The sequence below is a fragment of the Erysipelothrix aquatica genome, from assembly GCF_009828775.2.
GTDB lineage: Bacteria > Bacillota_I > Bacilli_A > Erysipelotrichales > Erysipelotrichaceae > Erysipelothrix > Erysipelothrix aquatica.
This window is the reverse complement of record NZ_WTSY02000003.1, coordinates 37,372-60,142: the sequence shown is the minus strand read 5'-3', so window position 1 is coordinate 60,142 and position 22,771 is coordinate 37,372. Positions and strand designations below refer to the sequence as shown.

Annotated in this window: 25 protein-coding genes, 1 tRNA gene and 1 other annotated feature; of the genes, 22 read left to right on the top strand and 4 right to left on the bottom strand. The window is 39.1% G+C overall.

All coding sequences use genetic code 11. The features are described from left to right. Positions 1 to 10 precede the first annotated feature (10 nt). The 9 genes from GVV20_RS01560 (at position 11) to GVV20_RS01520 (ending at position 8,755) form a co-directional block, all read left to right on the top strand. Positions 11 to 346 (top strand): DUF6054 family protein, encoded by a 336-nt coding sequence (locus tag GVV20_RS01560; RefSeq protein ID WP_159740773.1) that lies wholly within the window; start codon positions 11 to 13, stop codon positions 344 to 346. Between the two features lie 17 nt (positions 347 to 363). Next, positions 364 to 1,131 carry an SDR family oxidoreductase gene (locus GVV20_RS01555; protein WP_159740774.1) on the top strand — a complete coding sequence of 256 codons (768 nt, stop codon included), beginning with the start codon at positions 364 to 366 and terminating at the stop codon, positions 1,129 to 1,131. Between the two features lie 309 nt (positions 1,132 to 1,440). Then, a complete protein-coding gene (locus GVV20_RS01550) occupies positions 1,441 to 2,637 on the top strand; it encodes an ABC transporter ATP-binding protein (protein ID WP_159740783.1) in 1,197 nt (398 codons plus the stop codon). Then, complete coding sequence (locus GVV20_RS01545) at positions 2,637 to 3,275, top strand: ABC transporter permease (protein ID WP_159740775.1); 639 nt, start codon at positions 2,637 to 2,639, stop codon at positions 3,273 to 3,275. Before GVV20_RS01550 ends, GVV20_RS01545 begins: the two co-directional genes overlap by 1 nt. 1 nt (position 3,276) lies before the next feature. Beyond that, positions 3,277 to 4,248: a glycine betaine ABC transporter substrate-binding protein gene (locus GVV20_RS01540; RefSeq protein WP_159740776.1), complete on the top strand. Its 972-nt coding sequence runs from the start codon at positions 3,277 to 3,279 to the stop codon at positions 4,246 to 4,248. After that, entirely contained in the window at positions 4,249 to 4,881 is a 633-nt protein-coding gene (locus GVV20_RS01535; RefSeq protein WP_159740777.1) for an ABC transporter permease, read from the top strand. Between the two features lie 55 nt (positions 4,882 to 4,936). Next, positions 4,937 to 5,467 (top strand): dihydrofolate reductase family protein, encoded by a 531-nt coding sequence (locus tag GVV20_RS01530; RefSeq protein WP_159740778.1) that lies wholly within the window; start codon positions 4,937 to 4,939, stop codon positions 5,465 to 5,467. Between the two features lie 29 nt (positions 5,468 to 5,496). Continuing rightward, entirely contained in the window at positions 5,497 to 8,100 is a 2,604-nt protein-coding gene (locus tag GVV20_RS01525) for a sensor histidine kinase (RefSeq protein ID WP_159740779.1), read from the top strand. Then, positions 8,075 to 8,755: a response regulator transcription factor gene (locus GVV20_RS01520; RefSeq protein WP_159740780.1), complete on the top strand. Its 681-nt coding sequence runs from the start codon at positions 8,075 to 8,077 to the stop codon at positions 8,753 to 8,755. The genes GVV20_RS01525 and GVV20_RS01520 overlap by 26 nt, the downstream gene beginning before the upstream one ends. A gap of 47 nt (positions 8,756 to 8,802) precedes the next feature. Here GVV20_RS01520 and asnS read toward each other — a convergent pair whose 3' ends face one another. After that, the gene (gene asnS, locus GVV20_RS01515; RefSeq protein WP_159740781.1) at positions 8,803 to 10,167 is read right to left on the bottom strand and encodes an asparagine--tRNA ligase; all 1,365 of its coding nucleotides are present in this window, start codon (positions 10,165 to 10,167) and stop codon (positions 8,803 to 8,805) included. 39 nt (positions 10,168 to 10,206) lie between these two features. After that, positions 10,207 to 10,444, bottom strand: a binding site (T-box leader). Between the two features lie 157 nt (positions 10,445 to 10,601). Between asnS and GVV20_RS01510 the strand changes: the two genes are divergently transcribed. Together GVV20_RS01510 and GVV20_RS01505 are read left to right on the top strand one after the other, a co-directional pair. Then, positions 10,602 to 10,763 carry a hypothetical protein gene (locus GVV20_RS01510; RefSeq protein ID WP_159741377.1) on the top strand — a complete coding sequence of 54 codons (162 nt, stop codon included), beginning with the start codon at positions 10,602 to 10,604 and terminating at the stop codon, positions 10,761 to 10,763. Positions 10,764 to 10,778: 15 nt separating this feature from the next. After that, complete coding sequence (locus GVV20_RS01505) at positions 10,779 to 10,943, top strand: hypothetical protein (RefSeq protein ID WP_159741378.1); 165 nt, start codon at positions 10,779 to 10,781, stop codon at positions 10,941 to 10,943. 211 nt (positions 10,944 to 11,154) lie between these two features. Here the strand turns inward: GVV20_RS01505 and GVV20_RS01500 are convergent, their stop codons facing one another. Continuing rightward, a complete protein-coding gene (locus GVV20_RS01500) occupies positions 11,155 to 11,595 on the bottom strand; it encodes a GNAT family N-acetyltransferase (RefSeq protein WP_159741379.1) in 441 nt (146 codons plus the stop codon). Between the two features lie 179 nt (positions 11,596 to 11,774). Between GVV20_RS01500 and GVV20_RS01495 the strand changes: the two genes are divergently transcribed. From GVV20_RS01495 to pip, 5 genes are all read left to right on the top strand, one after another. After that, positions 11,775 to 12,365: a nuclease-related domain-containing protein gene (locus GVV20_RS01495; protein ID WP_159741380.1), complete on the top strand. Its 591-nt coding sequence runs from the start codon at positions 11,775 to 11,777 to the stop codon at positions 12,363 to 12,365. 156 nt (positions 12,366 to 12,521) lie between these two features. Continuing rightward, positions 12,522 to 13,421 (top strand): ABC transporter substrate-binding protein, encoded by a 900-nt coding sequence (locus GVV20_RS01490; protein WP_159741381.1) that lies wholly within the window; start codon positions 12,522 to 12,524, stop codon positions 13,419 to 13,421. Then, positions 13,418 to 14,116 carry an ABC transporter ATP-binding protein gene (locus GVV20_RS01485; protein ID WP_159741382.1) on the top strand — a complete coding sequence of 233 codons (699 nt, stop codon included), beginning with the start codon at positions 13,418 to 13,420 and terminating at the stop codon, positions 14,114 to 14,116. The genes GVV20_RS01490 and GVV20_RS01485 overlap by 4 nt, the downstream gene beginning before the upstream one ends. After that, positions 14,100 to 14,831 (top strand): ABC transporter permease, encoded by a 732-nt coding sequence (locus tag GVV20_RS01480; RefSeq protein ID WP_159741383.1) that lies wholly within the window; start codon positions 14,100 to 14,102, stop codon positions 14,829 to 14,831. Before GVV20_RS01485 ends, GVV20_RS01480 begins: the two co-directional genes overlap by 17 nt. 49 nt (positions 14,832 to 14,880) lie before the next feature. Continuing rightward, a complete protein-coding gene (pip, locus tag GVV20_RS01475; protein WP_159741384.1) occupies positions 14,881 to 15,795 on the top strand; it encodes a prolyl aminopeptidase in 915 nt (304 codons plus the stop codon). Positions 15,796 to 15,842: 47 nt separating this feature from the next. Here the strand turns inward: pip and GVV20_RS01470 are convergent, their stop codons facing one another. Further along, a complete protein-coding gene (locus tag GVV20_RS01470; RefSeq protein WP_159741385.1) occupies positions 15,843 to 16,835 on the bottom strand; it encodes a YeiH family protein in 993 nt (330 codons plus the stop codon). Positions 16,836 to 17,017: 182 nt separating this feature from the next. Here GVV20_RS01470 and GVV20_RS01465 point away from each other — a divergent pair, with 182 nt between their 5' ends. Genes GVV20_RS01465 through GVV20_RS01445 form a run of 5 tightly spaced genes read left to right on the top strand, consistent with a single transcriptional unit; the run spans position 17,018 to position 21,729 of the window. After that, positions 17,018 to 17,905, top strand: a complete 888-nt coding sequence (locus tag GVV20_RS01465) for a helix-turn-helix transcriptional regulator (RefSeq protein ID WP_159741386.1) — start codon at positions 17,018 to 17,020, stop codon at positions 17,903 to 17,905. Next, a complete protein-coding gene (locus GVV20_RS01460) occupies positions 17,902 to 18,984 on the top strand; it encodes a Gfo/Idh/MocA family protein (RefSeq protein WP_236261746.1) in 1,083 nt (360 codons plus the stop codon). Before GVV20_RS01465 ends, GVV20_RS01460 begins: the two co-directional genes overlap by 4 nt. Then, positions 18,981 to 19,949: a sugar phosphate isomerase/epimerase family protein gene (locus GVV20_RS01455; RefSeq protein ID WP_159741387.1), complete on the top strand. Its 969-nt coding sequence runs from the start codon at positions 18,981 to 18,983 to the stop codon at positions 19,947 to 19,949. The genes GVV20_RS01460 and GVV20_RS01455 overlap by 4 nt, the downstream gene beginning before the upstream one ends. Beyond that, positions 19,949 to 20,659: a ThuA domain-containing protein gene (locus GVV20_RS01450; RefSeq protein ID WP_159741388.1), complete on the top strand. Its 711-nt coding sequence runs from the start codon at positions 19,949 to 19,951 to the stop codon at positions 20,657 to 20,659. Before GVV20_RS01455 ends, GVV20_RS01450 begins: the two co-directional genes overlap by 1 nt. Positions 20,660 to 20,679: 20 nt before the next feature. After that, positions 20,680 to 21,729, top strand: a complete 1,050-nt coding sequence (locus GVV20_RS01445; protein WP_159812629.1) for a Gfo/Idh/MocA family protein — start codon at positions 20,680 to 20,682, stop codon at positions 21,727 to 21,729. Between the two features lie 44 nt (positions 21,730 to 21,773). Here the strand turns inward: GVV20_RS01445 and GVV20_RS01440 are convergent, their stop codons facing one another. Further along, on the bottom strand, positions 21,774 to 22,442 hold the full coding sequence (locus GVV20_RS01440; protein WP_159741025.1) for a YoaK family protein: 669 nt from the start codon (positions 22,440 to 22,442) through the stop codon (positions 21,774 to 21,776). Positions 22,443 to 22,633: 191 nt separating this feature from the next. Between GVV20_RS01440 and GVV20_RS01435 the strand changes: the two genes are divergently transcribed. Continuing rightward, positions 22,634 to 22,710, top strand: a tRNA-Arg gene (locus GVV20_RS01435). Positions 22,711 to 22,771: the final 61 nt, after the last annotated feature.

Here is a 22,771-nt window from a genome sequence, read left to right as displayed (position 1 = left end):
AACGATAACCATGGCTAATTTCAGATTTCAAACAAGTGGTGATTTAGTAGCGTTTAAAGAGTCCGTTCAAAAGATGACACGTGCACTAAGCATGTCAATAACACAAGAAGAAGATATTATGATCAATGAACATACATATCTTCTAGGATTCGAACGCTATAGTATGGTTGGAAGTAATCGCATTTCTCTAACACTGGTTATTTCACAAAATGGACCAACTATTGATTTAGTTGCAATTTCAACCGGCGGAAGCCAGGCAAAACTATTTAAAATTAATACGCTTGGCGAATCGCAATTTATTATCGATTTTGAGCGCGCGCTTGAACGTCTTCCGCAAACGTGGTAGTTAACAAAGGAGATTCTATGAAGCAAATAATAGTAACTGGAGTTAGCAGACAAGAGAGTATTGGTCCGTCGGTCGTGCGCCAACTTTTAGCAGATGGTCACCGTGTTATTGTTCATGGGTTTTCACCATTTGACAGTTTAGTTGGTGGATACCGCGATGCATCTCAGACATTTACTGAATTGTTTGTTAAGTCACTTCAAGAACAAGGTTATGATGTTGATATGGTATCTTCAAGTGACCTTTCAAATTCTGATAATGCTGAACGACTAATTCATGAAGCAAATTCAAAATTTGGAGAAATTCAAGGTCTTGTTCAATGTCATGCTTATTCCAAGCCTGAGACGTTTGATGATATTACGGCTGAAGAAATGAAAATGCATTTTGATGTAAATGTAGTGAGTGGTCTCAAATTAATCCAAGCATTTACTAAGCAAAAAAAGTCAGATAGGCAGTCATCAATTGTAATGTTTACAAGTGGACAATACTTGGGACTTATGAAGGATGAGCTATCCTACGCAATTTCAAAAGATGCCATAATAACCATCGTAAGGCAAACCGCACGCCTTTTGATGGACTCAAACATTCAAATTAATGCCATCAATCCAGGACCAACGGATACAGGTTATGCAACAGGTTCTGATTATGAAGCAGTTCGAGATCTATTCCCATTAAAACGATGGGGAATACCTCAGGATGTTGCAAATTTAGTTTCAATGTTAATGGATACAAAAGCGCAATGGATCACTGGCGAAGTGATTGCAAGTGAAGGTGGATTTCGTCGCTAATCACCCATCTAAATGAAAAGTTAACAAATTTTAACAATTTTTTTCAGTCTGTCTAAGGCCTAGGATTAAAGCGGTCATATTGATTATTAGAAGGCGCACGTAAAGACCATTTAACCCTCGTTTTTTGAGATTGAACTCTAAAAATGGTATACTTACTCCATTAGTATTCAGTGTTTTACAAATCATACAATCAAAGAACATGTAAATTATGTTCTTTTTATTTACATTTTGAGGGTGTTTTATTTTCAAGTAATTCCACAATTCACAGATTTGTAACATTGGGTACAGAAGACTGGAAGGGGATTTATGATGATAGAATTTAAAAATGTGACAAAGACATACGGTAGTAAAAAGGCGGTCGATAACGTAGATATAAAAATTGATACGGGGTCATTTGTGTGCTTTATCGGAACATCGGGTAGTGGTAAAACAACGACCATGCGAATGATTAACCGTATGATCGACCCAAGCAGGGGGACGATTCTCATTGATGGAGAAGATATTCAAAAAACCAATGAGGTAGCATTACGTAGAAAAATAGGATATGTCATCCAGCAAATTGGTTTGATGCCACATATGAGTATTTATGAAAACATTGTTATGGTCCCAAAATTACTGAAATGGGACGAAACAACAATGCGTGAAAAAGCCGAAACATTGATGAAACGCGTCGATTTACCGATGGAACTACTGGATGCTTATCCATCTGAACTTAGTGGCGGTATGCAACAACGTGTTGGGGTTATTAGAGCGCTAGCAGCAGATCAAGATATAATTCTAATGGATGAACCATTTGGGGCTTTAGATCCAATTACGCGAGATGCTCTGCAAAGACTGGTTAAGCAATTACAACGTGATATGAATAAGACCATAATATTCGTAACTCATGATATGGATGAAGCATTAGCATTGTCAGATAAGATAGTAGTTATGGATCATGGGAAGGTTGTTCAACAAGGATCACCCAAAGACATCTTAACGAATCCGGCCAATGACTTTGTGCGCAGCTTAGTGGGTGAAGATCGTTTACATCAAGCGACATTTGAGTACAACTCAGTTGAACAATTAATGATTAAGCCTATTAAAGTAAATGCATCAGTTTCTATTGCTGAAACAGTGCGTCACATGCAACAAACACGTGTTGACGATATTTTAGTTGTTGATGATGAAAATGTTCTAATTGGTAGAGTAGATATCCGCGCACTGATGCGTCGAAACAATCGCGAAGATGCTGTTCAAACTATCATGAAGCAAGTGACATATATCCATAATACGACGACTATTCGAGATGCTATTTACTACATTCAAGAATTAGGGCATCGAAATATTTCTGTTGTCGATAGCGATGGTAAGCTCGTTGGAATTGTGACACGTGCGGCAGTAGTAGGGGCAGTCTATGATGCATTCTGGAAAGACTACGAACCGCATGAAGACCTTGAAGTAATAGACGATGAATTATCGGACAAAGCATCTTCAGCTGTTGCTCAGAATGGTGGTGCTGCTTAATGTTTTTTATTGAAAATGGTCCCATGATTCTTTCGAAGATTGGCGAACACTTATTGATTAGTACCGCCGCACTATTGCTTGGGTGCTTAATTGCGATTCCTTTAGGGGTTATTGTAAGCCGAAATAAGAAACTCGCTCAATTTACAATTTCAATCGCATCTGTTTTACAGACGATTCCGTCGCTTGCATTGTTGGCGATGATTGTGCCAATAATGGGTGTAGGACGTGTTCCTGCAATCGTTGCACTTTGCATCTATTCATTACTGCCTATTCTTAGAAATACTGTTCTAGGGATGGATGGTGTTAATCCAGGCATCGTGGATGCATCCAAAGGTATGGGAATGAATACCCTACAACAAATTTTCAAAGTACAACTTCCGCTCGCATTATCGGTAATTATGGCAGGTGTTCGTTTATCAGCAACCTATGTATTGGCGTGGACAACATTGGCATCTTACATTGGCGCTGGCGGATTAGGGGACTTTATTTTTAGTGGTCTGAATAATTTTGATTTCAACCTTATCATTGCCGGAACGCTACCAATTATGATTCTTGCATTCATTGTTGATTTACTACTTGAGAAAGTAGAAATGAAGCTATCGCCTCAAACCGGTTCAGAACTTAGAGAGGGGGCATAACATGAAAAAAATAATCACAACATTAGTAGCACTTATGATTCTTACAGGATGTTCACTTCCGGGTTTAGGTGGAAGTGCCCGTAATAATGACATTGTGATCGCTGGTGGTAATACTACTGAACGGCAGATTCTTTCTGAAATTGTCAGTCAAATGACACAACACTACTTACCAGAAACACGCGTATCCCTTATCAATAATCTCGGATCAACCCTTCTCATATATCAAGCGATGAGCCGTAAAGATGCAAATATTTCGGGAGCTATGTATACGGGAACCTCGCTAACAGGCGAGTTAGGACTTCCGGCATCAAGGGATCCGCAGGATGCACTCAAACAAGTTCGTGAAGGGTACTTTGAACGGTTTGATATGGTTTGGTTCCCATCATATGGTTTCGCAAATTCCTATGCATTTATGGTAACACGCGAATTTTCAGAAACGCATAGCATTACAAAAGTTAGCCAACTAGAAGAACTCGCTCCATCATTGCGTGCAGGGGTTGACGCATCATGGATGGATCGCAAAGGCGATGGTTACGCTGACTTTAAGACTCAATATGGTTTTGATTTTGGCACAATGTACCCAATGGAGATTGGCCTAGTTTATAACGCCGTTCAAGTAAATGAAATGGACGTGGTGTTGGGTTACTCCACAGATGGCCGTATCGATGGCTATGACTTGGTTGTACTTGAAGATGATAAGAATCTATTTCCGCCGTATGATGCAAGTCCAGTGTTATCACGCACTGTACTCGAACAATATCCAGAACTTGAGACAATTATGCTTAAACTTGAAGGTGCTATCCCACAAGAAACGATGCAACAATTGAATCAAAAATCTGATGAAGGTAAAATCGAACCCAAAGTAGTTGCTCGTGAGTTCTTAGAAGAACATAACTATTTTGAAGATAAAACTGTTAAACCGTTGATACAACGTTCTGACTACAAGTTTTTGAATGAAAAGGAGGGGGAATAGATGATTCAGGAAATAATTGAATACTACATTGCGAACGGCGGAATTGTTTTCCAACAATTTCTTCGACACTTTCTAATATCCATATACGGCGTACTATTTGCTTCACTCCTAGCCATTCCCTTGGGATTCTTTATTGCTCGGCATCGAAAACTAGCACCTTGGGTGATTCGTTTGGGAAATATCATTCAGACAATTCCCTCCCTTGCGATGTTATCAATCTTAATGATTGGAATGGGACTTGGACCCAATACAGTCGTTGTGACAGTCTTTTTGTATTCTTTGTTACCGATTGTAAAAAACACTTACACAGGTGTTCTAAATGTTGATGACCAACTGCTAGACGTTGCTAAAGGAATGGGAATGACCCAATGGCAAATTCTTTACAAAGTTGAGTTACCTTTAGCTGTATCGATTATCATCGGAGGCATTCGAAATGCACTGGTGGTTGCGATTGGAATAACTGCAATTGGAACCTTTATTGGTGCCGGTGGTCTGGGTGATATTATAACCCGCGGTATCAATGTTTCAAACGGGAGTGCAATTGTATGGGCAGGAGCAATACCAACTGCGCTTATGGCCATTCTTTCTGATCTCTTGTTGGGTTCAATTGAGAAACGTCTATCGCATAATTAAAAGAAGTGATTCATCACTTCTTTTTTTGTATAATAGAAGCAATGGAGGGTTGATTATGCAAGAAACAATTTTATACATCGCCGTGAGTATTGATGGATACATTGCGACAGAAACTGGAGCAATTGATTGGCTAGATTTAGACCGTGTTCCATTCGCTCCATCATCTCAATACACGCAATTTTACGACACGATAGGTGCCGTTGTTATGGGAAATAAGACATATAAGCAAATTACGACAGAGCTTGCTGTTGACAATTATCCGTACAAAGATGTTCAATCATACATATTTACGCATCAACCAACTACGAATACTGATTCAATGACATTCCTCAACGAACAGGTTGACGTTGCATTGCCGAAGATTCAAGAAGCGACAGAAGGGAATATCTGGATTGTTGGAGGGAACGGTGTCATTCAACCTTTAATTGAGAAAAATCTTATCGATACATATATCATTACAGTCATTCCTGTCTTCTTGGGCAGAGGCATTCCTCTTTTTGAATCATTTGATTCAGACCGTTACGAATATATCATGAAGGCTACAACCCTTGAAAATGGAATGGTTACATATACTTTTAAAAAATAATACGACAAACATGAGGGTGAGGCGATGAAATGAAGCGCGGTAAACTAAAAATATTCTTAGGATACGCAAAAGGCGTTGGAAAAACATATGCAATGCTTGATGAAGCGAAGACCCTAAAAAATGAAGGTGTAGACATTGTGATTGGGTATATGACACCCAATCAAAGTAAAACGACCCTAGCACAAGCAACAACCCTTGAGACTATGCCGTATAAAACATACAAAAATGAAAGTCAAATATGCTTAGAGTTTGATTTGGATGGAGCACTTCAACGAAAACCCAATACAATAGTGATTGATGAGTTGGCTCATGATAATGCACCAGGAATGCGACATAAAAAAAGATATCAGGACATAGAAGAGTTGCTAAGAAATGGCATTAATGTATATACAACCATTAACATCAAAAATATTGATAGTTTGCATGATTTTGTGGAGTCAATTACAGGTAAACGGGTTGATGAGCGGGTTCCTGATGTTATTTTTGACTCAGCGGATACCATTGAGCTCATTGATATTTCGCCCAAAGACTTATTGCTCCGGGTTTCAAATATAGAAGATACTGACGAGGAACAAGGTGTTTTATTTCCTAAAGAAATCTTTACGGAAGAAAATCTTATTGCTTTGCGTGAAATAGCACTTCGTAAAGCAGCTGATCAAATTCATCACAGTAGTTACAAGACCGCATCCTACACTACGAAAGAACACATCTTAATCTGTCTTTCGACATCACCCACAAACGAAAAAGTTATACGAACTGCGAGTCGTATGGCTGAAGCATTCCATGCTAGTTTTACAGCAGTATACGTAGAGAATGAAACGAAACAATTAAATCACGATGCTCAGTTTCAACTCCATCAAAATATAAAGTTGGCAGAAGCTTTAGGTGCACAGGTTACGATGCTTTATGGAGATGATATTGCACTTCAAATTTCTGAATATGCGCGCTTAAGTCAAGTAACAAAAATCGTGATTGGGCGAACTGTTCGTAAACGAGGAAGGTTTCGGGGTCCCGGTATTATTGACCAACTCTCAGAAACGGTTCCAACCATAGATATTTACGTCATTCCAGACCAAAGCACTTCATATTATTTAAAAAGGGAGTCAACTTTACAGAAAGAAGTCTTTCATTGGAACGATGGATTTAAAGCTTTGTTAGTTATTTTTGGAGTCACTTTAGTTGGCGGACTCTTTGCCTATCTTGGTTTTAATGAATCTAATATTATTGTTGTGTATCTGTTAGGTGTTCTCGCAATTGCAATGTTAACTGAAGGACGCATTTGGTCTTCTATTGCATCTGTGATATCAGTGCTCGTGTTTAACTATTTCTTTACGAAACCACAATTTTCATTACAAGCGGATGATTCGGGTTATCCTTTCACATTTGTATTCATGTTCGTTGCAGCGTTTGTAAGTAGCACGCTGACAACAAAATTGAAAGCACGTGATCTTCAATCAGCGAAAAAAGCATATCGTACTGATGTGCTTCTTGAAACCAGTCTTCGCTTGCAAAAAGCATCGAGCTATAGCGAAATAGTTGACGCTATGGGTCACCAAGTAAAAAAACTCTTAAACACAACGGTTATTATTTATACACCAGAAAGTAAACAACTCATTCCGACGGTATATAGCGACTTAAGTCCTGATTATATTCATCATGAATTATTGTCTGAAGATGAACGGAATGTTGCGCAATGGGTTTACATAAATAACAAACGTGCGGGTGCCTCAACAGATACAATGTCCGAAAGCCAAATGGCCTATATGGCAATTCGCTCAACAGATAAAGTTGTGGCTGTGTTAGCGGTTCATAATGATCATCAAAATATTGATCCATTTTTACGAAATCTTCTGGTTTCATTAATTAACGAGGGTGGCATTGCACTAGAAAAAGCTGCATTGGATGCCCAACAACACCACGATGCTTTAGTGATTGAACAGGAGAAACTGCGATCGACAATCCTTCGAACAATTTCACATGACTTAAGAACACCACTTACAACGATCTTGGGCAACGTAGATTTACTTCAACATGGAAGCCTTGATGATGGTGAGATTAATCGAATTTATACTGATATTAAAAATGATGGAATTTGGCTCATGGATTTAATTGAGAATATTCTTGCGATGACAAAAATTGATAATGATAACCTAATTATTCAATTTGAAGGAGAAGTGCTTGAAGATTTAATTGCTGAAAGTGTGCACCGCGTTTCAGGAAAAGCAAAGCACCACACCATTCTTGTGGATGATGCGGAAGATGTCGTACTTGTCAATGTAGACTCAAAACTTATGATCCAAGTCTTTACCAATTTAATTGATAATGCATTAAAGTATACACCAGAAGGAACACAAATCCGTATTCGTATCGATAACAAAGACTTGGAAATGGTGACGATTCATTTTGAGGACGAAGGACCAGGAATTGCCGACAAGAAACATCTTTTTGAGATGTTCTATACGCAAAATCAAGACAGTCGCCGTGGTATGGGGTTAGGATTGTATCTTGTTAATGAAATTGTGAAGGCTCATGGCGGAAGTATCACCGTTAGTGATGTTGAACCGCAGGGTGTTCGTTTTTCAGTTAGTTTAAGGAGGTATATTATTGATGAAACCGCACATATTAATCGTTGAAGACGATCCAATTATTCAAAATCTGATTCTGAATACACTTAAGCTTGAAGCGTATCCAGCTTATGTTGCAAATACGGCTCAGGAAGGTGTTCAACTTTTTAATGCCAATAATCCAGAAATCGTTATTTTGGATTTAGGACTTCCAGATCGTGATGGTGTTTGGGTGGTACAAGAGATTCGAAAACAATCACTCGCGCCCATTATTGTTGTGAGTGCGCGTGCTGAGGTAGATGATAAGATAGGGGCTTTGGATGAGGGGGCTGATGATTATATCACTAAACCTTTTGAACCAGAGGAACTAATGGCTCGAATTCGAGTTGCGCATCGTCGCCTCCATATATCCGATACACAATCAACTCAATTTCGAAATGGTAATCTTGTGATTGACAGCGATGCGAGTACAGTTCAAATCCATGGTCAAGATGTACACGTAACCCCGACGGAGTTTAAACTGTTATTGTTGATGATTGAAAATGTGGGTAAGGTACTAACCTATCATATGATTCTAAAGGAAGTATGGGGTTTATATTCAGATAATATTCCTGCCTTAAGAGTATTTGTGACTACGTTACGAAAGAAACTTGAAAAGTATGATCCAGACCTTCAATATTTACAAACGCATGTAGGTGTCGGATACCGCATGATTAAGCATTAAAATAAAAAGAAACCGCTGATTACACATGATAATCGGCGGTTTTATGATTAGAAATCTGCAGAACCCGGTGTTCGTGGATAGGGAATTACATCACGGATGTTATCCATACCGGTGATGTAACGCATAAAACGTTCGATTCCAAGTCCGAACCCACTGTGCTCCACTGTTCCATAACGGCGTGTGTCAAGATACCATGTGTACAACTGTTCATCAAGACCATGGGCTTTGATACGCTCTTGCAATACGTCAAGACGTGTCTCACGTTCGCTAGCACCTACTATTTCTCCAATTTTAGGGAAAAGTAGGTCAGTGGCTGCGACTGTAACGTGATCGTCGTTGAGCTTCATATAAAAGGCTTTCTGATCTTTTGGATAATCTGTAACGAATACTGGTTTTTTAAAGATGACATCGGTTAGATAATGTTCATGTTCGCTTTGGAGTCCGGTTTCCCAAGTTGGATTAACTGTAAAAGCATGATCTGAATCAAGAAGTAATTGGATTGCTTGTGAGTACGAAATTCGTCCGTAGGGTTCAGATACTGTTTGCTGTAATTTCTTGATAAGTCCTTTCTCGATAAATTCGTCAAAGAAAGCCAGTTCTTCTGAGGCGTGATCAAGAACATATTGAATCATTGCGTTAGACATTGATTCAATGAAATCCATTAATCCAATAAGATCAACGTAAGCCAACTCCGGTTCCACCTGCCAAAATTCAGATACATGTCGAGATGTATTTGACTTCTCTGCACGAAAAGATGGTCCAAAAGTATATACTCTTTGGAATGCTTGGATGAATGGTTCAATATGAATTTGACCTGTGACGTTTAAAAAGGCTTCTTGTTTAAAGATATCGTCTTTGAAGTCTTTATGCGGTTGCGTAGGGTCTAAGGTACTGATTCGGAAAACATCCCCATCACCTTCAGCATCAGTTGTTGTGATAGCCGGTGCTTGTATATAAGTGACATCTTGAGATTCTAAGTATTTGTGCATCCCTTGTGTGAGGATTGAACGTGTTTTAAACACAGCATAAAAAGTGTTGGAACGTGGGCGAAGGTGCGGAATCGTTCGGAGAAACTCAAAACTGTGCCGTTTCTTTTGTAGTGGGTAATCACTGGCAGCCATGCCTTCAATGATAATGGAATCAATTGCAATTTCGTGCGTATGTTTGCCTGCAAGCCCAGTTTTCAATCGACCGCGGATTCGAACACTGCTCCCAATTGTAAGTTTGGAAACTACGGGATACTGTGAATGATCTGCGTCGATAACACATTGAGTCGTAGCAAACTGTGATCCATCATGGATCTCGATAAAGAGAATAGAACGAGATTGGCGTGTTGTACGCACCCATCCCGCAACGTGAACAGGCGTCCCATGTTCTAAAGTATGTAATGATTTAAGCGAATGTAATGACATCTTAGGTCCTCCTTGGTATAAAAAAACAGCATTATATCCCAAAGGGACGAAATGCTGTGTTCCGCGGTACCACCCAAATTATCATAATTATGATCACTTTACGATTCTATCAAATCGTGTAGTAAGATAACGGACTACACCCGATTTTCCCTAGTTCAACGTTCAGGAAAATTGCTCAGAGGGGTTATTTGCAGTGGGCTTACTTAATGACCTTTCACCATCTGTCATCTCGCTAATAGCAGTTCCCAACGAAACATATCCTCGTCATCGCTTTATTTTGTACTATTATAACGCAGTCTGCGCAGAAAGCAAGTTTTTATGTAAATTAAATGACAAACCTGTAAGGCAGGTGTCATTAAGTTCGATGGCTCGTAAGATTCGCTCGAGGTATACTATGTATACAAAAGGTAATTCATACCACAAGGAGAAACATTATGACCATCGTAACTTTAACATCAACACTTATCACAAAACTTGCTGGTAAGAAACCAGCTACACCACAACCTGAAATGACATTGTTTGATATTGCGGACAGTGCAAATCTTGATAAAGACCAAGTTGAGAGTTTCTATACAGCACTCAGCAATACATTATAATCGGAGGGATACACCATGACATTCATGACATTAGATTTATCAAAAAATAATAAAACAAAGGCTTCAAAAAAAGAAGTGAAAATAGAGACAATACTTGACATTGCGGCTCAAGAAATTACAAATCAAGAATTGCAACTTGCATTTATTAATCAATTGGCTGCTCAAAACAACCCTTTCTAGTGAAAGGGCTGTTTTTTTATGAGAAAATTAAGACTAACTGAATTGCGCTGTAAATAATGCTGTAACAGATAATCATAAAAAAGAATAGGGCAACGAGTTTTCGTTTCATAGAACACCTCACGTAGTTACCATACCAATTTGTAGCATAACTGCCATCGATATCAATAACGAAATCCTTACAATGATGTAACAAAAAAACTCCCAAGGGAGTTTATTTACGATCGATAATCATTTGTTCGTAGGCAATGAAGTCATAACCTTTACGTTTGTATAAGCGTTTTGCAGATTCATTTGCAGGTGCAACCTCAAGTCGGAACCGTTGTACATTTGGGAACATATCTTGAAGCTGATCAAGTACTGCAGATCCAAGACCTTGTCCTTGATGAGAATCTAAGATACTCAATTCCTCGATCCATAGTTGTGGTGCTCCAATTTCTGTTGAAAACATTCGAGAGCATAAAACATACCCGGCAATAGTACCATCAACTTTAATAAACCATCCATAAGCATCCGAACTGTTTAAGATATATTCAAAGTTACGAGTAAAGACAGAGATGTTCGGTGGTGTAAAGGATGCAGGACCACTGTGAAACTCGGATGCGAGAGCAATGTAGCCATCTAAATCATTGACTGTAAAATTTTCTAAGTTCATAAGAACCTCCTGTTTATACGAAAGAAAAGCGTAATGTTTATATTCTAACAAGTTGTGTATTAAATTTCAAACAGGAATTTGAATTGATGAAAAAAAATCGAGACTTCGAATTTTGCGAGGTGGAGTCTTCTCACCATTTAATCTATAATAAAGAAACAAAACTAATATCGGAGGCAACTTTGACAAACTTTCTGCGTAATCTAAAATATAGAATACTTTATAAAAAGCATAAAGATTCCAGTATCCGTGCTGAATATGCTGTTTTTGCTGAAGTCCAGCGAATTCTTGCTGGAGCTACATTTATGCGAACGTATGTTCCCATCGCAAACGATCGGGGAATCCGAGAAATTGATGTTCTATCGATTTCTAAGTTTGGTGTATATATCTTCGAAGTGAAGCATTATACTGGGGCAATTCAAGGAAAAAAAGAGGCTTCTTCATGGAATCGTCAGTATCAAAATGGTACGACTACACAATTTCGGAATCCGCAAATTCAAAATGACTACCATCGTGATGCGTTACGGCAATTTTTTCATCTGAATACTGTTGAGTCCTATATTGTTTTTACCCATCCCCAGAGTACACTGAAAACCGATGCGTGTAACACTGTTTTACTGAAAAACCTACCGAAAGTACTCACAAAACGAAAACGTATTTTAAGTCGAAGAGACATGCGGCGAATGAAACGCTCTTTAGTAAAATATAATCGTATGTCATGGATACGTCAGTATCAACATCGCCGTTATGTTAAATCGATGAAACAGAAGTAAGGGGGATAACTTTGTGAGGATTACTTCGCATTTCGTCAAGCCGTTATCAAAACGAAACGAACTAAATTTTATTAGTATTAGAAATCGGTGCCGATATGCCGTAGAGGCTTTATATTTGAGTGATTTCGCGTAAACTAAAAGGGAAAGAGGGAACTTATGAAAAAAACAGTCATTTTAGGAGTTGTTGTAGCATTCGCAATCATTCTAGGAGGATGCAGTGCGAAAAAACAAGAAACTGTAGTTTTAAACTTGGGAATGATGCCGGCAGTTGACGCCGCACCCATTCTCTATGCTCAAGAAAATGGAATCTTTGATGGATTAAATTTAGAAGTTAATGTTGATATCTACCAGAATGCCATTGAACGTCAAAGTGCGCTTCAAAGCCACCAAATTGATGGCGCGTTAACGGACGTTATTGCATTGATGCAGAATGTTAATGCAGGTTTTCATATGAAAATCACCCTGTCTACGGATACTAGTTTTTTACTTTTGACCAAAGACCCAAATCGTTTGGATGCTGAGCACTTAAAAGCAGCATTGATGGAAGTGAGTGTGACAAACTATTTGACAGATCAAGCGTTAGCTGGCAAAAATGTTGAAAAGATATACATCAATGATATTCCTGCACGATTAGAGATGATTGGTTCGGGCAATGTTGATGTTGCGGTTATACCAGAACCCGTGGCATCCATGGGAGTTTTGAATGGTCTTACGAAAACAAAAATAGAAGTTAATGATAATTTCAGCCCCAATGTCATTGTATTTACTGATAAAGCAATTGCGGAGAAACACGATGCGATCCAAGCATTTCATCTAGGATATAATCAAGCTGTGACTGCAATGGCAAATGATGATGCCGGCGTACGATCAATTTTAGTTAATCGTCTCGGTTTAAAACCAGAGATTGAACAGGACATTGTATTGCCACAATATCAAGCCGTTCGCGTACCATCTAAAGAATATTTAGAGAAACTTGCGTCATGGAGTCAAAACGTGCTTAACACGATTGTAACTGTGGATTATGACAGCATGGTAGATGCACAGTTTGTCCAATGATTTCAATTCAAAAGTTAAATTTCGCCTATAATCAAGAACCTGTGCTTAAAAATATAAATCTTCAAGTGGCGTATGGAGAAGCAATTGTATTGCTCGGAAAATCCGGGTGTGGGAAGACAACACTTCTAAATTTAATAGGACATATTGTAAAAACAGATGAAGGATTGCTAGAAGTTACAGCACAGCGCCCCGCCATGATATTTCAAAATTTTGGGTTAATGCCATGGTTGACTGTGAAACAAAACATCATGTTGGCGATGCGTGCTTATCCGAACAGAGACATTGAAACAGAAGCCCAACAACAAAGTAATGACTTAGGAATTCAACCTTATTTGGATCGTTATCCTAGTCAACTTTCGGGAGGGCAAAAACAACGGGTTGCGATTGCACGAGCACTCAGTATCCACCCTGATTTATTGCTTGTGGATGAAGCAACATCATCACTGGATACACAACATGCAGAAACAATCCAGGCAATCCTCAAATCATTACAAAAAAATATGACTCAAATCATTGTAACGCATAATATCGAGGAAGCAATTTTCCTTGGTAAACGGATTTTGATTATGGATCAGGGAGAAATTGTGCACGAGTTTGATAACCCAATTTATGATTTAGAAGAAGCCCGTCATGATATTCGTTTCTATGAAGTCTGTCTAGAATTGCGAGGTTTATTTGATGCGAAAACACGTTAAGTATATTTTTGCTTCGGGATTGTTTATCTATGCAGTGGCGTGGCTCTTTCACGTCATATTTCAAACAACATTGTTTCCCAATCCGAACACAATCATCATGATATCGATGCGGGATTTCAATAAATTTGTTCCTCATCTTCTGGTGAGTGGTTATCGAATTCTAATCAGTATGAGTGTCGCATTGATTGTAGGTGTATTAATTGGTCTTTTGATGGGTGTTGTACCATCGGTTAAGAAGATTCTTAATCCGTTAGTCTATACGATGTATCCAATTCCTAAAATAGCCTTTTTACCAGTTTTTATGCTTCTTTTTGGCATTAAAGACTTTTCTAAGATTTTATTAATTGTAACCATCATTATATTTCAATTTATTATTGCGACAGTGGATGCAGTTGAAGCGATTGATAATGACATTCTTAAAGCTGCAAAAATTATGAAAGTACCGAAAAATAGTATGTTTATGAACGTATACTTACCTGCTATACTTCCTAATATTCTGACTGCTTGTAGAAATGCATTTGGAATGAGTATTGCGGTTCTATTTTTTGCTGAGAACTATGCGACAACTTATGGTATGGGGTATACCATCATGAATTCGTGGATGATGGTTCAATATAAAGATATGTACGCTGGTATTCTTTTGCTTAGTATTTTTGGATTACTCGTCTTTATCTTTATTGATTATCTTGAAATGCGCTTGATTCGTTGGCGATAAGCCGTATTAATCTAAGAATGTGCTACAATAATTTTATGAAGGAGAATTTATGGAACCAACACAATATATTACAACTGAGGATGGTCACGAATTAGCAGTTTATATAAAGGGAAACCCTGAGAAACCTGCAGTTATCTTTTTGCATGGTGGTCCAGGTGGACGAATCTCAGAGGCTTCATTTTCGTTTTTTGATTTAAATGAGTGGTTTGTCATCGCGTTTGATCAACGGGGTTGTGGGAACTCAAAACCGTTCGCAACATTAGAAAATAATACACCTCAAGCAGGTGTAGCAGATATCGCACACATTGCACATACTTTGGGGATATCAAAATGGACAGTATTTGGCGGTAGTTATGGTTCAACCCTTGCTTTGCTCTATGCAATTGCATATCCAGATGCGGTAAAAGCATTGGTTTTAAGAGGGATTTTCTTAGGTCGTGAAGAAGATGTCGCATGGTTATATCAAGAGGGTGCTTCATATTTCTACCCAGTAGAACACAAAGGGTTTAAAAAGATGATCGAACCATCAAAACGTCAAGACCTTGTGAGTGCCTACTATGAAATATTCACAGGAGATGATGTTGAGCTAAAACGGAGTGCTGCTTTTGCCTGGTCCCGATGGGAAGGCTCTCTGGTACGTCTTGTGCCAGATCTTTCTGTGCAAACAGACCCTATCACTGATGCAGATATTAGCCTTGCGACATTAGAATGTCACTTTTTCGCAAATAAAATGTTTTGGAACGATGACAATACTATTCTGAATCACAGTGCGCAGATTGCACACATTCCAACCTATATTGTTCATGGTCGTTATGATGTAGATTGTCGAGTGAGTGCCGCTTATGAGCTTCACGAGGCTTTATCGGGAAGTGAGCTGCACATTGTTGATGCTGCAGGGCACAGTCCTTATGATGTACCAATGCATGATCGTCTAACAACAATTATGGCACAACTTCAATACTAAAAACACACACCTTGTTTTGGAGCAAGGTGTGTGTTTTTGTTATTAATTTAAAGAAGGATAGCAATCAGTGCCGAAGCTGCAAGGATTTGAAAAATACCAATTGCGACTGCTAGCAGGATCAATTGACGACCGCTTTGGATAAGAACGCGTATATTCAGACGCAGTCCGATAGCTGCAAGTGCAGAAACTTCTAAAAAGGTGCTGACATTACTGAGCGGTTGTGCAATTTCGCTTGGGACCAGGGCCATTGAATTTAAAATACATACGACGATAAATCCAAGAATATACCATGGAACAAATTGTGAGAATTTGCGTTCAACTTTTTGGGAATCCGCTGGTGCATCTTTACCAGCAACAAAGCCCCAAAGTAAAACCACAAAGACAAGCAATAAGACACGAATTATTTTGAAAATCATAGCATACTCGAAGACAGGCTTGCTAATACTGCTTGCAGCACCGGCTACTTGTCCAACGGATTGAATGGTTCCTCCAAGAAGAGCACCAATTTGTGTATCAGTGGTAAAAAGGGTCGTCGCAATGATTGGTAAACCAAGCATTAAGATGGTTCCCAATAGATTGGTAATCGTAATTGAAGAACCTTTATCATCACGTGAAGCCTGAATGCTCGGAGCTACAGATGCAATGGCGCTTGAACCGCAGACTGCATTCCCACTTGCCATGAGTATGGCGAAGTTTTTACTGAATCCCATTTTCTGTGCTAAAACATAAACAAATGCTAGTGTTAATGCCATCAAGATTACAACAAAGAGGAATGCATTAATTCCAAGATCAATCAAGGTCTGAGTTGTTACCGAGAGGCCAAGTAATACAATTGACACCTCTAAGAAACGTTTTTCAGTAAAACCTGTTCCGCGCTCCCATATATTTTGTTTAAACAACGTGTTTCCCAAAGCGATACCCAGTAGGATGGCAAGTGTTGCTGCTCCAATTTTAGGAATAAATTGGGCGCCTAAATACGCAAGTCCGCAGATGACAATTGAGAGGCCAATTCCCATGCCATAATCTTTAATAGTTTTCATATGTTACTCCAATCTCTTATGTAAAATTATAAACCTATTTCTTTGAGATACAACCGCAATTTCACGGATATCGAATTTCGGCACTTTGTCTAAGAAAGTCAATATATAAGACAAATGTGTAACGAAGTGTGATGTATCCGCTTACTTGGTGGTGTATGATAAACATAGAAGTGAGGGATAGCATGATTAAATATTTAGAACGTCCAATCTTTGAACACGATCTTCCGGTTATGTATTATCGTCATGAAGGCCGTGTCTTAACTGCACCACATTGGCATCAAGAAATTGAACTCATTTATGTTCAAGAAGGAATCCTTAACTTAGGTGTCGAAGAACATGTCTTTACCCTTGAAAAAGGAGATATTTATATCGTTAATAGTGGAATAAGCCATTATTTTTTGAGCTCACCAGGAAGCGTTCGTTTGGTAGTGCAAATTGATCCAACGTTTTTCACTCACGAAACATCTGCCAGTGACCTCGTTAAGCATTTGAACTTAATTGAACCCTATAGTATTCATTGGAATCAAACGATTCGCGAACAAATTTATCATTTTATTGCCACAATTGGGCATGAAATCGAATCGAAAGATATTGCATTTCGTTTCCGCATCCAAGAATTACTCTACGGATTTTATGTTAATACATTTCGAAACTTCCCATTAAAACAAAGTGGCTCAGATATATTGGCACCAAGTATCAAGAATCAAGATGTTTTGGATAAATTGAATCGTGTCTACCGTTACATTGAGGCACATTATGACCATGATATTTCTCTCGAACGTGTTTCGGATCATATTGGTTATAACAGTTATTACTTTACACGATTTTTTAAGAAGCATACCGGTCAAACCTTTGTAGAATTTCTGAATGAATTCCGAATCAATCGCGCTAAATGGTATTTAGTTACAACAGACTGGAGTATTTCTGAGGTTGCATTTGAATCGGGGTTTCAAAGTGTTAAGACCTTTCATAGCGTGTTTCGCAAACATGTAATGGATAGTCCCTTACAGTATCGAAAAAACATTCAAGATCGTGTCGAAGAATCAGCGATCAAAAGGAGCGAATTATGATTAAAATAGGTATTATTGGTTGTGGTGGTATTGCTTTTGGGAAACATTTACCCAATCTAAAATTATTGGATGATGTGGAACTTGTCGCATTTTGTGATCTTGACGTCGAACGAGCGACTAAAGCAAAAGACGAATATGGAACACCGGATGCACGTGTATACACCGATTATTTAGATTTATTGGCGGAGCCATTGGATGTTGTTCATGTTTTAACACCAAACAACACCCATGCAACTATCACAATTGCAGCGCTGGATCACAAAAAGCATGTCATGTGCGAGAAGCCGATGGCCAAATACGCATCTGAGGCTCGTGAAATGATTGCTGCAGCAAAGCGTAATGATAAGAAATTAACTGTCGGCTATCAGAATCGTTTTCGTAGCGATTCCATGTTCTTAAAAAAGATTGCACAAGAAAATCAATTGGGACATATCTATCTGGGGAAAGCCAAAGCAATCCGCCGCCGTGCTGTTCCAACTTGGGGTGTGTTCTTAGATGAGGAAGCTCAAGGAGGCGGACCGCTAATCGACATTGGAACACATGCACTTGATTTAACGTTGTGGATGATGAATAACTATAAGCCAAAGTATGCGGTCGGAACAACTTATCATGAACTAAGTCAAACACCCGATGCTGCGAATGCGTGGGGATCATGGGATCCAACCCAATTTACCGTCGAGGATTCGGCATTTGGGTTCGTTGTAATGGAGAATGGTGCAACTATTATCCTGGAATCGAGTTGGGCTTTGAACACATTAGATGTTGGAGAGGCAAAAACATCTCTTTATGGAACCAAGATGGGTGCAGATATGGAACAAGGATTACGACTCAACGGTGAGGAATACGGAGCCCTTTATCAAAAAAATATAGATTTCGAAATTGGGGGCGTTGATTTCTACGATAGTAAAGGAACAGAGCCGGGATATCTAGAGGCACGGGCATGGATTGATGCTATCACTATGGATACACCACCAGTCGTTGATCCGTATGAGGCGTTGATTGTAACTGAAATACTTGAAGCCATCTATACATCAGCAAGCACAGGTAAGCCTGTATATTTTGAGGAGGACACACAATGAAATTAGGCGTATTTACACCGCTTTTTGCAAATTTATCATTAGATGAACTACTGATTCGCGCTCAGCAAGCTGGATTAAGTGTGCTAGAAATAGGAAGTGGTGGTAATCCAGGGAGTCATCACTGTCCTGTTAACCATCTTTTAGAAAGTGAAAAGGCACGTCAAGATTATCTTCAAAAGTTTGCGGACCACGACATCACGATTAGTGCACTGAGTTGCCATAACAATCCACTTTCCCCAAATCGAGAAGAGGCAGAATTGGCCGATAAAACACTTCGTGACACCTTGAAGCTCGCACATCTTCTAGGCGTTCCTGTTGTAAACACATTTTCAGGAATCCCAGGGGACAGTGAAACTGCAAGCTATCCAAACTGGCCTACATTATCATGGCCCACTGAATATCAGAAAATATATAAGTGGCAATGGGAAACGAAAGTAATTCCATATTGGAAAGACATTGCGCAAGTAGCCGAATCCTTAGATGTTAAAATTGGCATTGAAATGCACGGCGGATTTTCAGTACATAGTCCCTATACGGCATTGAAACTTCGTCATGCAACATCTGAATATATTGGTGTAAACTTTGACCCATCACACATGTGGTGGCAAGGCATTGATCCAGTAGCGGCGATTAAAATACTCGGTCGAGAATCTGCCATTGTCCATTTCCATGCCAAAGACATTTATATGGATCAAGATAATATAAACATGTATGGTGTAACAGATATGCAACCGTATGGTGATGTTACGACACGAGCTTGGACATTTAGAAGTGTAGGGTGTGGTCACGATTTGAAAATTTGGTCAGATATGATGAGTCATTTACGGATTTATGGTTATGATGGTGCAATAAGCATTGAACACGAGGACCCACTCATGTCAATTGAAGAAGGGTTTGCACGTGCCGTTAAGAATACCAAGGCAGTCATGATACATGATGCATCTGCTGAAATGTGGTGGGTCTAATGAACATCACAATTTATAATGAATTTATACATGAACAAACACATGATGCTGTAAAAGCTGTGTACCCTGAGGGTATTCATACTGTGCTTGCAGAAATGCTTAGACACGAAAACGACACGATTTCAGTGGTTACACTCGAAAATCACGATACAGACGCATCTCGCGAAATCTTGAAAAATACTGATGTGTTGTTGTGGTGGGGACATTTGGCACACGATAAAGTCTCAGATGATATCGTGACAATGCTTAAAAATCAAGTTTTGAATGGTATGGGACTTGTTGTGTTGCACTCAGGGCACATGTCGAAGCTGTTTATGCGACTCATGGGAACGAGTTGTGATTTGAAATGGCGTGAAGCAGGGGAAAAGGAACGATTATGGGTTCTTGATCCAATTCACCCTATAATGCGTGGAATTCCCGAATATATTGAGCTGGAAAATGAAGAAATGTATGGTGAATTCTTTGATATTCCCAAACCTGATGATGTTTTAATGGTATCATGGTTTACAGGGGGCGAAGTTTTCCGAAGTGCATGCACATTTACACGTGGGCATGGCAAAATATTCTATTTTAGACCCGGTCATGAAACCTACCCAACGTATTATGATCCCCATATTCAATCAATTATTCGAAATGGGGTCAAATGGGTAACACCCACACCCAAAATTCATCGTGCATTCGGAAACCGACAAGCACTCGAAGTAATCTAACACAGGAGAGATAGTGTACAATGTTAAATTTAGTAATTATTGGCTATGGTGGCATGGGACGTCATCATGCAAAAGATTTAATTTCTCAAACACGACATGTTCAATGTGTCGGTGCCTATGATACGGACCCAGATAACCTTGAGAAGGCAGGGTTGGATGGATTTATTATGTACCAAACTTTTGAAACAGTCCTTGATGATGATGGCGTTGATGCAATTCTTATTGCAACACCGAACGATTATCATGAGTATATTGCGATTCAAGCACTGCAAGCGGGGAAACACGTTATTTGTGAGAAACCTGTTACATTAACAGCAGCTTCCTTAGAACGAATCATGGTTGTTGCTAAGGCAATGGAGCGCACGTTTATGGTTCACCAAAATCGTCGTTGGGATGATGATTACTTAATCATTCGAAATATTTATGAAAACCAAGAGATTGGTGATGTCTTTCATATTGAATCACGAATTCATGGTGGCAATGGCATTCCAGGTGACTGGCGTTGTGAAGCAGTCCATGGTGGCGGAATGGTCTATGATTGGGGTGTTCATGTCTTTGATCAACTTCTCATGATGATAAAGAGCCCAGTTATGTCGGTTTCTAGCGATTTATCGTTTGTTTTGGGTCATGATTCTGATGATGGATTTGTAACTCAACTTATTTTTGAAAATGGTATTCGAGCGCACATCGAGGTTGCAACGACTAATTTCATTACTTTACCACGGTGGTATGTCAAAGGGTTAACGGGAACTGCGGTCATCCATGACTGGAATCGAAATGGTGAAATGGTGCTATTGCGCGCTAATGTTGATCATGTACCACCAAAACCAATTCGTGCGGGTGCAGGTTTTACAAAAACGATGGCACCGCTTCGTGAAGCGTCATTAGAGCGAAAGCCACTTCCTGAACCGTTGACATTGGATACAACGTTTTACGATAACTTTGCAGCGGTTGTGGCGGGGACTGCAACGCCATACGTTGCGAATGAGGAAGTCATGCGCGTGATGGTGCTTCTCGAAACAGTATTCGAAGCCTTTGAAACGCAACAAACGATTCATACCCACATTTAAAATAAAAGTCACATTCTCGAATGTGACTTTTTAAGTGTGAAAATTTATAATTTTGGATTGAGTGAGGTTTCAATGCTATCGAAGTGTGCGCGAACATAAAGCACTAATGTCATGATGAAGATAATCGGGAAGATTAAGGAGAAGAAATCATCGACGACCCAAAGACTGAGTGCTCCACATACTGCGCCACTTAGAAATGCTATCCACGTTGATGCAATAATCAAAACATCGATGCCTGATTTTTCCTTGCGAGTCCATTGTGCAAGCGTTGTGCCAATTGCATAAAGTACCCCAGTCATGTAACCCTTACCCAAGATTAATCCATTTATTGCGAATTGTAGTCGGTTTTGCATGCCCATCGCAAAGGTGAGCAACAGAAAACTAGGGAGCGAATCATGGACTGAATCCATGACAAGCGATAAACTAAGTAAGACACATTCGATAAGCATGATTTGGATCATACCTAAAGCATCTAATGTAGGAACGAGAATGTTCGCGACAAAAACACCAAACATAAAAAATGTCAGTGCACCTGTATAGAAGACAACTTCTTTAATAGGGCCGTTTGCGATATGAATTCCCAGTCGTGCACTATTTCCACTCATAAATGAGATGAACATGTCACCGAATTCAAAAATACCTAAGACACTAATAAATGCAGCGATAAACGATAAAGCAGTTAATACAATAAATATATGTTTGTTATTTTTCATGATAAACCTCTTATTTCCAATAGTAGCGAAATCAGAAAATGAATGCAAGAATTTTGTATCGCATGGATGGATGGTAAGAACACATTTCGTTTAATGTATTAACGTCTAAATTTTGTATAAAATCAAGTAATTGGCTGAAATGGGTTGCACTCTTAAGGTGTTGGTGGTATTATAACTAAGCCTTAAGTGATGCGCTCGTAGCTCAACTGGATAGAGCACTTGATTACGGCTCAAGAGGTTATGGGTTCAACTCCTGTCGAGCGCGCCAATAAGTTAATTCAAACAACATGAAAATTGTTGTTTTTTTTGTCTATATATGTATTTTTGAT